This window comes from Mycolicibacterium smegmatis (genome assembly GCF_001457595.1).
Classification (GTDB): Bacteria; Actinomycetota; Actinomycetes; order Mycobacteriales; family Mycobacteriaceae; genus Mycobacterium; species Mycobacterium smegmatis.
Window position 1 is genome coordinate 6,937,348 of sequence record NZ_LN831039.1, and the last position, 13,265, is coordinate 6,950,612.

Genomic DNA, 13,265 nt, shown 5'->3' on the forward strand with positions numbered 1-13,265 from the left:
CGAGCCTACGCAAGCTGCACGACAGGAGCAGCCGTTCGCTCAGTGCTTGTCGGTCCGAAGCACCTTGGTGCGCAGCACCGACTCGTTCAGGTTGAGCTGACGGTCGAGCTCGGACACCGTGGCGGGCTCTGCCTTGACGTCGATGACGGCGTAGATGCCCTCGGCGTGCTTGGCGATCTCGTAAGCGAGACGGCGGCGGCCCCAGATGTCAACCTTGTCGACGGTCCCGCCATCCTTGCGGATGACGTTCAGGAACGTCTCCAGGGACGGAGCAACAGTGCGCTCGTCAAGTGTGGGGTCGAGAATGACCATGATTTCGTATGGACGCATTAGAACCTCATCACCTCCTATGGTCGTCGCGGCCACGGCGTGTTCCGTGGCAGGAGGGTCGCCTGCGTCGGCAACCGGCTAAGGCTACAGGAAACTGACGTGAGCTGCGAAATCGGTGCCGCCCCGCCTTCTGCTCTGCCGATACGCTGAGAGTTTGTCCAGGCAATCAGGGGGGTTTCGTGAACAGTCCGTACGGTCCTTACGGTCAAGGAACCCCCTGGCAGCAGCCCGGCCCACCGCAACAGCCCGTCTACCCACCGCAGGGCTACCCACCGCAGGCCTATCCGCCGCCGGGTTACCCGCAGCCCGGTTACCCGTACCCGCCTCCGCAACCGGCGCCACCGAGTGGTCTCACCGCGATCATCGCGATCGTGCTCGCGGGCCTCGGTGGTGTGGCGAATTTCTTCGGTGGTCTGCTCATGGCCTTCTCACTCGCCGTGATCATGGCGGACGCGACCGGGGCAGGCAGTTCCGCGGTCAACGACAGCGCGTGGACCCCGCTGGTCGCAGTCGCGATGCTGAACGTCCTGTGCGGCGTGCTGCTTCTGGCCGGGACGGTGATGTTGTTGCTGCGCAAGATGACGGGCCGCTGGATCGTGATCGCGGGATGCGTCACGAACCTGCTGAGCACGATCGTCGCCGCCGGCCTGGTGCCCTCGAACATCGGCGAGTACGAGTACAACCGCAGCGTCGGACCCGATGCGGTGGGCCTCGTGTTCGCGATCGCCACGGTGGTGCTGGTGCTGCTGCCGTCCACGGCGGCATGGCTTCAGGCCAAGCGATCGTCGACCGTGCGTTGAGGGCGGGTTTGGTCGCTGATTCCCGCCGCTGACGCACGCTCGGCGCGCACGCGGGAAGCCGTGGGGCGCAGCCGGTCCGGTAGCCACTTCGGTGGGCTGTCCGGCGCGCGGTCGTAGATCCCGCCGGTCGGATCGTCGATGCGGCCGTGCCAACGCACCAGATCCAGTTCGGGACGGTAGATCTGACGGATCACCAACGCGCACAACGCGATCACCGCGATGTCACGCAGCAGGACCGTGGTGGTGAAAAACTGCTCGGGCAGGCCCTTGTTGGACTCGCCGTAGAGGTACAGCATCCGGGGCACCCACACCAGGGCATCAATGGTCATCCACGCCAACAGGATTCGCCGATGCGGCAGCGCGAGGACGGCAAGCGGCACGAGCCACAGCGAGAACTGCGGGCTCCACACCTTGTTGGTCAGCAGGAACGCCGCCACCACCAGGAACGCCAGTTGCGCAAGACGTGGCCGTTGGGGCGCCGTCAGCGTGATGTAGCCGATCGCGATGCAGCACGCGGCGAACAGGATCGCCGTCACGGTGTTGAGCGTCGTCGGGGGTTCCCAGAACCCGAGGCCGGGATCGAACCCGCGCCAGCCGGTGAACGACTTGACGACGTTGTAGATCGAATCCATGTCGTCGCCGCGGCGGGTGTTGAGCCGGAAGAACTCCGACCACCCGCGCGGGAACAGCACCATGATCGGCAGGTTCACCACCAGCCAGGTGGCCACGGCCGTCAGCGCCGTCTTGCCGACGTCACGCATCCGGCCGGTGCGCACGGCCAGCAGCACCAGAGGGATCAGCAACAGCAGCGGATACAGCTTGGCCGCGACCCCGAGTCCGATCAGCGCACCTGCCACCACGGGTTTGCGCCGTGACCAGGCCAGCATCGCGCCGGCCGCCGCTGCGGTGGCGAGCGCGTCGAAGTTGGTGAAGATCTGGAAGATCACGATGGGCGAGGCGGCCACGAGCGCGGCGTCCCACACGCGCCGCCCGGCCATTCGGCTGGTCGCCCAGATCGTGGCGAGCCACGCCAGTGCGAGCCCGAACGCGGCGATGTTGAAGAACATCACCACCTCGGCGACGATCGGGATCGCGACGAGCTTGGTCAGCGCGGTGTAGGTCTTGGCCAGCGACATCGCCACGTACTGGTAGATGCCGGTGATGACCGGATACTCCATGTAGCGGATCGCGGGGCTGCCGTCGTACTGCACGCGCGGCTTGCCCGACGAATCCTTCTCGATCCAGCTGGACTTGTACGGGAACTTGCCCAGGTTCAACAACTCTGCGGTGTACAGCGGAACCGTGTCGGAGTAGCAGAGTTCGTAATAGGCGCGGTTGTTCTCCCAGTTGGCGACGCGCTGCCCCGCGGTGCCGGTGCCGGTGGTCTGCAGGCACGCCGCCTTGGTCGAGTAACCCAGCGCGAGGAACACCACGGCGATCAGCAGGATCGCGCGCAACGGCGTCATGAACCGCGCCCGCCCGATCAGTGCGTGCCTGCCGACCGGGCCGCCGATCACCTGCGACAGCGCCGAACTCATCGGGTCGTTGCGGCTGGGCAGGTCACGATCGTCCGCGCTCGCACGGTTCGGCGCGAGCGGCGCGGGTGAGACCCCGCCGGGCTGGTCGCCCGTCACGGAGGCGGCGGGGCTCCGGGGACGCCTGGGGCACCAGGCGCCACGGGGACCTCGGGCGCGCCGGGGCCGACGGGAGCACCAGGTGCGCCCGGCGGGGGTCCGACCGGCACGGTGGTCGGCGGGCCGATCGGGATCGTGATGCCCGGCGCCACCTCGATGGTCGGCTGGATCACGGTCACCGAGGGCTGCCCCGGATCGGTCGGCGGGCCTGCCGACGGCGGCGGCGCGGCCGGGGCCTGTGGCACACCGGCGTAGCCACCGATCTCGGTGGGCTTGGGGAAGGACTCGACGTCGGTGCCCTCCAGGGCGCCGTCCATCGTGGCCTTCCAGATGTCCGACGGCAGCCCGGACCCGTAGATCGGCGAACCCCACTTGTTGACCAGCGGCTTGACGCCCTCGGTGGTGCCGACCCACACCGCGGTGGACAGCGACGGCGTGTAGCCGACCATCCAGGCGTCGCGGTTGTCGCCGGTGTCGCCGAGCTGGACGGTGCCGGTCTTGGCCGCCGACGGGCGTCCGCCGGCCAGGTTGTGGCCCCGCGACCAGCCTGCGATGGGTTGCATGGCCGACGTCACGTTGTCGGCAACGGCCTTGTCGATGCGTTCTTCGCCGTTGTCCTCTTTGGAGGCGTCGAACAGCACCTGCCCGGAGGAGTTGACGACCTTCTCCACGAAGTGCGGCTTGTGGTAGACGCCTGACGCCGCGAGCGTGGCGTACGCCGACGCCATGTCCAGCACGCGTGACTGGTACTGGCCCAGCACCACACCGTTGTTGGGCGGGCCGCCCTTGCCGTCCTCGCTCAGCGTGTGCTCGACGCCGGGGAAGCTCTCGGCGACACCCGCGTCGTGCGCGGCCTTGGCGACGTCGGCCGGGCCGTTCTCCAGCTTGAGCATGAGCCGGTAGTAGCTGGTGTTCAGCGACCGCTTGAGCGCCTCGGCGATCGAGCAGGTTCCGCAGCCTTCACCCTCGACGTTGCCGATCTTGATTCCGTTGACCTCGAGCGGTCCGCTGTCGATCTGATAGCCCAGGCCGATGCCCTGCTGCAGCGCCGCGACGAGCGCGAACACCTTGAACGACGAACCCGTCGGCAGGCCCGCCTGCGCGAAGTCGAACCCGTTGGCGTCGGAACCGCCGTAGTACGCCTTGATGCCTCCGGTGCGCGGGTCGATCGACACGACCGCCGCCCGCATGTCCGGGTCCTGGCCTTCGAGGTACTTGTCGACGGCGTCGACCGCGGCCTCCTGAGCCTTGGGGTCGATCGTGGTGGTGATCTGCAGACCCTCGGTGTTCAACGTCTGCTCGTTGATGTCGAAGAGGTCCAGCAGCTCGTTGGTGACCTGGCGCTCGATCAGACCGTTGGGGCCCGTCGTCTGGTTCTGCTGGAAGGCGTAGTCGGGGGGCACCGTCGGCGGGAACACCTGCGCGTCGCGGTCGGCCTGCGACAGCGCCCCGATGTCGACCATGCCGTCGAGCACCCAGTTCCACCGGTCGGCGGCACCTTCGGGATCCACCGCGGGATCCAGGGTCGACGGCCGCTGGATCAGCGCGGCCAGCAGGGCCCCCTCGGCGACGTCGAGCTGCTCGACGGGTTTGTCGAAGTACGCCTTGGACGCCGCCGAGATCCCATAGGCGCCGCGGCCGAAGTAGATGATGTTGAGGTAGGCCTGCAGCACGGCGTCCTTGGACCATTCGCCGGACATCTTGGTCGAGATGACCAGCTCCTTGGCCTTGCGGATCAAACCGCCGATACCGGACCGCTCGTCACCGACCAGCGCGTTCTTGACGTACTGCTGCGTGATGGTCGATCCACCCTGCAGACCACCGCCACCGAACAGGTTGTTCTTGATCGCGCGCAGGAAGCCGGTCCACGAGAAGCCCGGATTCGAGTAGAAGTCACGGTCCTCGGCGGCCATCACCGCGTCGCGAACATGCACCGGGATCTGGTCGATCTTGACGTCGACCCGGTTGCCTTCCGGCGGCACGATCCGCGCGATCTCGCTGCCGTCGCTCGCGAGGATCGTCGACACCTGCGGCGTACGGATGTCGCCGGGCTCGGGGACGTCGACGATCATGTACGCCATGCCGAAGGTGATCAGCGGCAGCAGCACCATCACGGCGACGGCGATCGCAGAACCGCGTCGCACCCACTTCCAGTTGATGCGGAACTGACGGCCCGGTCCCGACGGACCACCCGGTCCGGACGGACCTCCGCCGCCTCTTCCAGGCGGCGGCGGTGGCGGCGGTTTCGGCGGCGGGGAGCCTTCGAGCGCGGCGCGCACGACGTCGATCGGCGGCGCGATGTCACCGTCGCGCACCGGCGGCAGGACCGCGGTCAACCGGTCGTCGGGCGGCACCGCCGAGCGGGGCGGCACCGGGGGACGCGGAGGGTTTGCGAGGGGCCGGTTCTCGCGCGCACCAAGACGACCGGCTGCCTCACGGGCATCGTCGGTCGACCTGGAGTGGCGCCCTTCGTTATTCACTGGCCGTACGCGCAGACTTGCGCGTGCTCGGCGTACGCTTCGGCCTCCGCGCCTCCGGTGGACGGGGCGCGCCGAGCACGTACGACTTGACCAGATGATTCCAGCTGCAGGTCCGGCATACCTCCACCACGTGTACCGCGAATTCGTCATAGCGGCTGGCGAGCAACACCAGCTCCTCGGCCGTGCGCGCCGACCCGGAGACCGGGCCCAGATGCTCGCCGAAGACCCACGACACCAGGGTCAGCTGTTCTTTCCGGCAGATCGGGCACATCACCGAGCTCTGCTTGCCGTGGAACTTCGCGGCGCGCAGTAGATAGGGATTCGCGTCGCAGACTTCCGACACCCCGGTTCGCCCGGAGTACACCTCGGCCAGCAGGGACCTCCGCCGCAGGGCGTAGTCCACCACCTGTCTCTGCAATCGCACGTTGACCAGAGTACGTCGGCCCGTCGGACACCGAGGCGCGACCGCGTCACAGCTCATACGATCTTGGTCGTGGCAACGCGGCAGACGTCCATGACACGGGCCAAAGACAGCGATCGCAACGACACCTGCAAAGTGCTGGACAGTGCGATGGCCGAGGGTCAGCTGTCCATGGAGGAGCACCGCGACCGGCTCAGCGCCGCGATGAAGGCCACGACGCTCGGCGAACTCGCGGACCTGGTGGCCGACCTGCAGAACGAGGCCGCGCCGGTGCGGTTGCCCACGCTCAAGCCGCCGCGCATCCCCCGGCCGTCGTCCGGATCGCCCGGCTGGGGTTTCAAGATCGCCTCGGCGGTGGTGCTGGTACTGCTGGGCATCGGGATCGGGTGGGGCATGTACGGCTCCAGCCCCACGCCCTTTCATGTCGCCTCGGACCCCGGCGCCCAAGCCGACGGCATCGCCCCCGAAGTGCTCCCCGCGCCAAGGCAATTGCAGTCGCTCAACGGTTTCAACGGCCTGTTCGACCAGATGCGCAAGAAGTTCGGCAACACCATGGGCTACGAGCTGGACATCCACTCCGACATGGCGTTCCTGGACCGGCCCGACCCGTCGGACAACCGCCGCGAGATGAGCTACACCTACCGCGGCGGCTGGGGAGATCCGTCCGGCTCGCCGTCGGCGGTCGACAGCGACGCGCGGCTGGTGGACCTGTCGAAGTTCGACTACGAGAAGACGCTCGCGATCATGCGCGGCGCGCCCGACACCGTCGGCATCAAACGCGCCGACGTCAAGGACACGTGGCTGCGGATCGGCCCGTCGGAGGATCCGGCCACCCCCGAGGCCGTCAACGTCGAGATCTTCGTCAACAGCGAGTTCGGCAACGGCCGCATCGAGCTGTACCCGGACGGCACCACCAAGGCGATCTGGCCCGCCGGCCGCTGAGCCCGACGACCTGCCACCGAGCTGACAAATGATGTACTTTGTCAGCCTGCGGTAGCGCTCAATATATCGGCGCGATACAGTTGGCCGAGGTGTTGATCCGTCGTAACGACAGCCCGAACAGAGCTGGATAGGGGGTGATTCCGGTGCTGGAGCTCGCAATCCTGGGTCTTCTGCTCGAATCGCCCATGCACGGCTACGAGCTGCGCAAACGGCTGACGGGCCTGTTGGGGGCGTTCCGCGCGTTCTCCTACGGTTCGCTCTATCCGGCCCTGCGCCGCATGCAGGCCGACGGGCTGATCGTCGAGGACGCCGCTCCCGAGGGCGCGACGAAAGTGCGCCGGGCGCGCCGGGTCTACCAGCTCACCGAGGCCGGCAAACAGCGGTTCGCCGAGCTGGTCGCCGACACCGGACCGCAGAACTACTCCGACGACGGCTTCGGTGTGCACCTGGCCTTCTTCAACCGCACCCCGGCCGAGGCCAGGATGCGGATCCTGGAAGGTCGCCGTCGTCAGGTGGAGGAACGGCGGGAAGGTCTGCGTGAAGCAGTGGCGCGGGCCAGCAGTTCGTTCGACCGCTACACCCGTCAACTCCACCAGCTGGGCCTGGAGTCCAGTGAGCGAGAAGTGAAATGGCTCAACGAACTGATAGCGGCAGAGCGGCTGAGCCAGGGGCGTACGGACAATCCATGAACGCACCCCGGGTACAGCCCTGACATTGCAAACAAGGCCGCTGGCCGAGCAATACGGAACGAGTAAGGAGACCGTCCATGTCTGAGCACGCAGGAGAAATCCGGGTCGCCATTGTCGGCGTCGGTAACTGCGCATCCTCCCTGGTCCAGGGCGTGCAGTACTACCGCAACGCCGACGAGAACACGACCGTGCCCGGGCTGATGCACGTCAAGTTCGGCCCGTACCACGTGCGCGACGTGAACTTCGTCGCCGCGTTCGACGTGGACGCCAAGAAGGTCGGCTTCGATCTGTCCGAGGCCATCTTCGCCTCCGAGAACAACACCATCAAGATCGCCGACGTGCCGCCGACCGACGTCATCGTGCAGCGCGGCCCGACACTCGACGGCATCGGCAAGTACTACGCCGACACCATCGAGGTCTCCGACGCCGAACCGGTCGACGTGGTCAAGGTCCTCAAGGACGCCGAGGTCGACGTGCTGGTCTCCTACCTGCCCGTGGGTTCGGAAGAGGCCGACAAGTTCTACGCCCAGTGCGCGATCGACGCGGGCGTGGCCTTCGTCAACGCGCTGCCGGTGTTCATCGCCTCGGATCCGGTGTGGGCCAAGAAGTTCGAAGATGCCGGCGTGCCGATCGTCGGTGACGACATCAAGAGCCAGGTCGGCGCCACCATCACCCACCGCGTGATGGCCAAGCTGTTCGAGGACCGCGGCGTCACGCTGGACCGCACCTACCAGCTCAACGTCGGCGGCAACATGGACTTTTTGAACATGCTCGAGCGTTCGCGTCTGGAGTCCAAGAAGGTCTCCAAGACCCAGGCCGTCACCTCCAACCTGTCCGGCGCGCTGGCCGGCAAGGTCGAGGACAAGAACGTCCACATCGGCCCGTCCGACCACGTCGCCTGGCTCGACGACCGTAAGTGGGCCTACGTGCGGCTGGAAGGCCGCGCCTTCGGCGACGTGCCGCTGAACCTGGAGTACAAGCTCGAGGTGTGGGACTCCCCCAACTCCGCAGGCGTCATCATCGACGCGGTGCGCGCGGCCAAGATCGCCAAGGACCGCGGCATCGGCGGACCGATCGAGGCGGCCTCGGCCTACCTCATGAAGAGCCCGCCCAAGCAGCTCGCCGACGACGTCGCCCGCGCCGAGTTGGAAACCTTCATCGAGGGCTGATCCTCGCGTGATTTGTGGAGTCTTACCGGCAGGCGCTGGTAAGACTCCACAAATCGCTTAGGGTCGGGGACGTGTCGACCACACACGAGATCTCCGACGACGAACTGCCCACGCTCGACGAGTTCGCGCTGCTGCACGAGAACGCCACGCAGATCGGGCGTACCGAACCGCTGCCGCCCGTCGAACGCATCACGCACGGCCCGGTCAGCGCGCTGAAGTTCGGCACCGAGGCGCCGCGCGTGGTGTTCCTGCACGGCGGCGGGCAGAACGCGCACACGTGGGACACCGTGATCCTGGGTCTCGGTGAACCCGCGCTGGCCGTCGACCTGCCCGGTCACGGCCGCTCGCAGTGGCGCGAGGACGGTGACTACGGCCCGAAACTCAACGCCGAGACCGTCAAACCCGTGCTGCGCGACCTCGCCCCCGAACCGCGCCTTGTGGTCGGCATGTCCCTCGGCGGGCTCACCGCACTGCGCATCGCGGCCACCGAACCCGCTCTGGTGCCCGAACTCGTGCTGATCGACGTCACTCCGTCTGCGCCCGAGCGGCACACCGAGATGACCAAGACCCAGATGGGCACCGTCGCCCTGGTTCGCGAGAACCGGACCTTCCCGAGTTTTGCGGCGATGCTGGACGTCAGCGTCCGGGCAGCTCCGCACCGAGACCGGAACTCGTTGCGCCGCGGCGTCTTCCACAACTCGAAGCGCCTCGACGACGGCACCTGGACGTGGCGGTACGACTCATTCCGCAAAGGCGACGGGTTCGAGGGCCTGTGGGACGACGTCGAGGCCATCACGATGCCGACCACCCTGGTGCGCGGAGCCAACTCGTTCTTCGTCAACGACGAGGACGCGAAACAGTTCGCCGACCGCGCACCGGGATTCAAGCGCACGCACATCGTCGCCGACGCGGGCCACTCGGTGCAGGGCGATCAACCGGCGAAGCTCGTGGAGATCCTGCGGGGAATCCTCGGGTAGCCGATCGTCGGTGTGGCCCGAATACACCGATCGTTCACCTTCTCCTTGCCGAGTGATTGCCGTGCTGCCGTAACTTCCGCCGTGACCGGCCGATCAGCCCTCGGCCGGTGTCGAGCGAAAGGACGTACCGGCCGTGGCGCTTGTGCCGTTGAATCTCTTTGTCACCCACCGCGGCAGGTCATCCCGCCAGCACATCACGTGCCGCTACCGCTGCGGCGACGCATGCTCGAAGCCCGCACCCAACACCAGCGACAACGAGTACTTCGGCGACATCGTCGCGCAGATGTCGCGCCGGTCGATGCTGCGTGCCGCGGGCGTCACGGTGCTGGCCGTCGGGGCGGGGTCCGCACTCGCGGCCTGCGGCGCCGACGAGCAACCCGGCGCCACACCCACCTCGTCGCCGGAGCCCGCGGCCACGCCACCCGGGTTGAGGTTCGACGCCGTCGCGCCCAATTCCGAAGACGCCGTGATCATTCCGCAGGGGTACCGCCAACAGGTCGTGATCGCCTGGGGTGACCCCGTCCTGCCGGACGCCCCGCCGTTCGACATCGCCGCACAGACCGCCGACGCGCAACGCAAGCAGTTCGGGTTCAACAACGACTTCGCAGCCCTCATGCCGATCCCTGGGCAGCGCAACCGGTTTCTGCTCGTGACCAACTTCGAGTACGTCACGCCGCAGTTCATGTTCTCCGGCTACGACCCCGAGGCGCCCACGCGGGACCAGTTCGACATCGAGATCGCTGCGATGGGCATGGGTGTGGTCGAGGTCGAACGCGCAGGCGATGGCGCACTGCGGCCGGTGATGGGACGCTACAACCGTCGCATCACCGCCGACACCCCGTTCACGCTCACCGGACCTGCCGCCGGCACCGACTTCGTCAAGACCGCCGCCGATCCCACCGGCCGGACGGTCGCAGGCACCTTCGCCAACTGTGCCGGCGGCGTGACGCCTTGGGGCACAGTTCTTTCCGGTGAGGAGAACTTCCACGGTTACTTCGGCGCGCCTGCGGACGCCCCGGCCCCGAAGCCCGTCGAGGGCGACCGCTTCGACCGCTACGGCATCGAGCTGCAGCCGTCCGAGCTGAGATGGGAGTCGTTCGATCCGCGCTTCGATCTGACGGTGACGCCGAACGAGGTCAACCGGTTCGGCTATGTCGTCGAGGTCAACCCGTGGGATCCCGGCTCGACCCCGGTCAAACACTCGGCACTGGGCCGTTTCAAGCACGAGGGTGCCACGATCCACGTCACCGCCGACGGCCGCGTCGTCGCCTACACCGGCGACGACGAACGCTTCGACTACATGTACAAGTTCGTCGCGGACAAGTCGGTGGCCCCTGGCTGGGAGAACGATCCCGCCGCGATGGCGCACAACATGTCGATTCTCGACGAGGGAACACTCTACGTCGCGAAACTGGCCAGCGACATCCCGGCGGAGGAGATCGATGGAAGGGGCAAGCTGCCGTCGTCGGGATCGTTCCGCGGGACGGGCACCTGGATCCCGTTGCTGAGGTCGGGCCCGGATGGCACCGGTGAATCCCTGGTCGAGGGCATGACCGCCGCCGAGGTGGCGGTGTTCACCCGCTTCGCGGCCGACAAGGCCGGAGCCACGAAGATGGATCGACCCGAGGACTTCGAGGCCAATCCGCTGACCGGCAAGGTGTACGTCGCGCTGACCAACAACGACAAGCGCGGCACCGACGGCGAACCGGCGGCCGACGCCGCCAATCCGCGCTCGGAGAACAAGAACGGTCAGATCCTCGAGATCACCGACAACCACACCGGCACCGATTTCACGTGGGACCTGCTGCTGGTGTGCGGGGACCCCGACGCCGCCGACACGTACTACGCCGGCTTCGACAAGTCGGCGGTGAGCCCCATCTCGTGCCCCGACAACCTGGCCTTCGACCGTCACGGGAACCTGTGGATCTCGACCGACGGCAACGCCCTCGGTGCCAACGACGGCCTGTTCGCGGTGGCGCTCGACGGCCCGAATCGCGGTGAGACCAAACAGTTCCTGTCGGTTCCGCTCGGCGCGGAGACCTGCGGTCCGGTGGTCACCGACGACGTGGTGACGGTCTGCGTGCAACACCCAGGGGAGAGCGACGACCACAGTCTCGACAACCCGCTGTCGCACTGGCCCGGTGGCGGCACCACCCCGGCGCGGCCCGCGGTGGTCTCGGTGTGGAGACCACAAGGCCAGATCGGCGTATAGCCGATGACGTCGCGGTGACGCGGCTACGCTCGCACAGATGACTTCGCCTATTCGCATAGGGGTGCAACTGCAGCCCCAACACTCGCCCGAATACCGTTTCATCCGCGATGCGGTGCGCCGCTGTGAGGACATCGGCGTCGACATCGCGTTCAACTGGGACCACTTCTTCCCGCTCTACGGCGATCCCGACGGCGCGCACTACGAGTGCTGGACCATGCTCGGGGCGTGGGCCGAGCAGACGTCACGCATCGAGATCGGCGCACTGGTCACCTGCAACTCCTACCGCAACCCGGAACTGCTCGCCGACATGGCCCGCACGGTCGACCACATCTCCGACGGCAGGCTCATCCTCGGTATCGGAAGTGGTTGGAAGCAAAAGGATTACGACGAGTACGGCTACGAGTTCGGCACCGCAGGCAGCCGGCTGGACGACCTGGCCGCGGCGCTGCCCCGCATCCGCGCGCGGCTGGACAAGCTCAACCCGGCGCCGACACGTGAGATCCCGATCCTGATCGGCGGGCAGGGCGAGCGCAAGACCCTTCCCCTGGTGGCCGAGCACGCCCACATCTGGCACGCGTTCGTCGACCGCAACACCTATCCGGGCAAGGCCGAGGTGCTCGACTCGCACTGCGAAAGCGTGGGCCGCGATGCCGCGTCCATCGAACGGTCGGCCGGTGTGCAGTCCGACGGCGGCATCGAGGCGATGCTGGCCGAGGCCGACGCGCTGGCCGATCTCGGCGTGACGATCCTGACCGTCGGCGCGAACGGTCCCGACTACGATCTGACGGCCGCCGAGGCACTGTGCCGCTGGCGTGACGGACGTCACGCGAACTGATTAACGGCGTTAACGACTTGCCCCTCCCCGCAGGTCCACGCATGCGAAAATCAGCGAATCGATTTTTTCGCAGGGGGGCCAGCGCGAGGTGCCGAAGAAGTATGGGGTCAAAGAGAAAGACCAGGTGGTCAGCCACATCATCAACCTGATGATGACGGGCAAACTCCGGACGGGGGACCGGATCGACCGCAACGAGATCGTCCGCGATCTCGGGCTCAGCCGCGTGCCCATCCAGGAGGCCGTCGTGCAACTCGAACACGACGGCATCCTGTCCACGCGATATCACCGCGGCGCCTTCGTCGCCCGCTTCGACGAGGCCACGGTCGCCGAACACCATGAGCTGTACGGGATTCTCAACGGCATCTCCTCGGCGCGCTGCGCGGCCAACCCGACGCCGCGGATCCTCGCGCAACTCGAGGAGTCGTTGCGGATCATGCACGCCGCCAAGGACGTCAAGACGTTCCAGGACAACTGCTGGGTGTTCCGCAACACGATCAACGACGAGTACGCGGGCCCGCGCCTGCAGGCCACGATCCGCGCCGGCGAGAGCTTCGCACCGTCGGACTTCTGGACGGGCTACACACCGTCCAAGACCGAGTTCCTGCCCACCTACGACGACGAGTTCGCGGCCATCCGCGACCGCGACCCCGAGAACGCCCGCAAGGCGTGCATGCACCGGTCCGAGATCATGTCGAGGATCATGATCGCCGAGCTCACCCGCCGAGGTGTGTTCGGTGAACTGCGCTCTCCATAGCCTCGAATCCCGCACCGAGGCG

12 protein-coding genes are annotated in these 13,265 nt (G+C 67.1%); 8 read left to right on the plus strand and 4 right to left on the minus strand.

The window, feature by feature from the left end; translation table 11 throughout:
* Window positions 1-39 precede the first annotated feature (39 nt).
* A complete protein-coding gene (gene rpsF, locus AT701_RS33700; protein ID WP_003898321.1) occupies window positions 40-330 on the minus strand; it encodes a 30S ribosomal protein S6 in 291 nt (96 codons plus the stop codon).
* Window positions 331-509: 179 nt separating this feature from the next.
* On the opposite strand from rpsF, the gene AT701_RS33705 reads away from it, so the two are divergent.
* Window positions 510-1,130 carry a hypothetical protein gene (locus tag AT701_RS33705; RefSeq protein ID WP_058127456.1) on the plus strand — a complete coding sequence of 207 codons (621 nt, stop codon included), beginning with the start codon at window positions 510-512 and terminating at the stop codon, window positions 1,128-1,130.
* On the opposite strand, the gene AT701_RS33710 is transcribed toward AT701_RS33705, so the two are convergent.
* From AT701_RS33710 to AT701_RS33720, 3 genes are read right to left on the minus strand one after another with little or no spacing between them, the layout of a single operon-like run.
* A complete protein-coding gene (locus AT701_RS33710) occupies window positions 1,100-2,764 on the minus strand; it encodes a glycosyltransferase family 87 protein (protein WP_011731615.1) in 1,665 nt (554 codons plus the stop codon). The genes AT701_RS33705 and AT701_RS33710 overlap by 31 nt on opposite strands.
* Complete coding sequence (locus AT701_RS33715) at window positions 2,761-5,244, minus strand: transglycosylase domain-containing protein (protein ID WP_372509691.1); 2,484 nt, start codon at window positions 5,242-5,244, stop codon at window positions 2,761-2,763. The genes AT701_RS33710 and AT701_RS33715 overlap by 4 nt, the downstream gene beginning before the upstream one ends.
* Window positions 5,237-5,668 carry a DUF5318 family protein gene (locus AT701_RS33720; protein ID WP_029104464.1) on the minus strand — a complete coding sequence of 144 codons (432 nt, stop codon included), beginning with the start codon at window positions 5,666-5,668 and terminating at the stop codon, window positions 5,237-5,239. The genes AT701_RS33715 and AT701_RS33720 overlap by 8 nt, the downstream gene beginning before the upstream one ends.
* Before the next feature lie 90 nt (window positions 5,669-5,758).
* Between AT701_RS33720 and AT701_RS33725 the strand changes: the two genes are divergently transcribed.
* The 7 genes from AT701_RS33725 (at window position 5,759) to AT701_RS33755 (ending at window position 13,243) form a co-directional block, all read left to right on the plus strand.
* A complete protein-coding gene (locus AT701_RS33725) occupies window positions 5,759-6,607 on the plus strand; it encodes a DUF1707 SHOCT-like domain-containing protein (protein ID WP_058127457.1) in 849 nt (282 codons plus the stop codon).
* A gap of 143 nt (window positions 6,608-6,750) precedes the next feature.
* Window positions 6,751-7,296 carry a PadR family transcriptional regulator gene (locus AT701_RS33730; protein WP_003898328.1) on the plus strand — a complete coding sequence of 182 codons (546 nt, stop codon included), beginning with the start codon at window positions 6,751-6,753 and terminating at the stop codon, window positions 7,294-7,296.
* Between the two features lie 77 nt (window positions 7,297-7,373).
* Window positions 7,374-8,465, plus strand: a complete 1,092-nt coding sequence (locus tag AT701_RS33735; protein ID WP_003898329.1) for an inositol-3-phosphate synthase — start codon at window positions 7,374-7,376, stop codon at window positions 8,463-8,465.
* A 71-nt stretch (window positions 8,466-8,536) separates the two neighbouring features.
* Window positions 8,537-9,442 carry an Rv0045c family esterase gene (locus AT701_RS33740; protein WP_058127458.1) on the plus strand — a complete coding sequence of 302 codons (906 nt, stop codon included), beginning with the start codon at window positions 8,537-8,539 and terminating at the stop codon, window positions 9,440-9,442.
* 133 nt (window positions 9,443-9,575) lie between these two features.
* Window positions 9,576-11,654, plus strand: coding sequence for a PhoX family protein (locus tag AT701_RS33745; RefSeq protein WP_058127459.1), 2,079 nt, complete (start codon window positions 9,576-9,578; stop codon window positions 11,652-11,654).
* Between the two features lie 37 nt (window positions 11,655-11,691).
* A complete protein-coding gene (locus AT701_RS33750) occupies window positions 11,692-12,489 on the plus strand; it encodes an LLM class F420-dependent oxidoreductase (RefSeq protein ID WP_058127460.1) in 798 nt (265 codons plus the stop codon).
* Window positions 12,490-12,577: 88 nt separating this feature from the next.
* On the plus strand, window positions 12,578-13,243 hold the full coding sequence (locus AT701_RS33755; protein WP_011731622.1) for a GntR family transcriptional regulator: 666 nt from the start codon (window positions 12,578-12,580) through the stop codon (window positions 13,241-13,243).
* The last annotated feature ends 22 nt before the right edge of the window (window positions 13,244-13,265 follow it).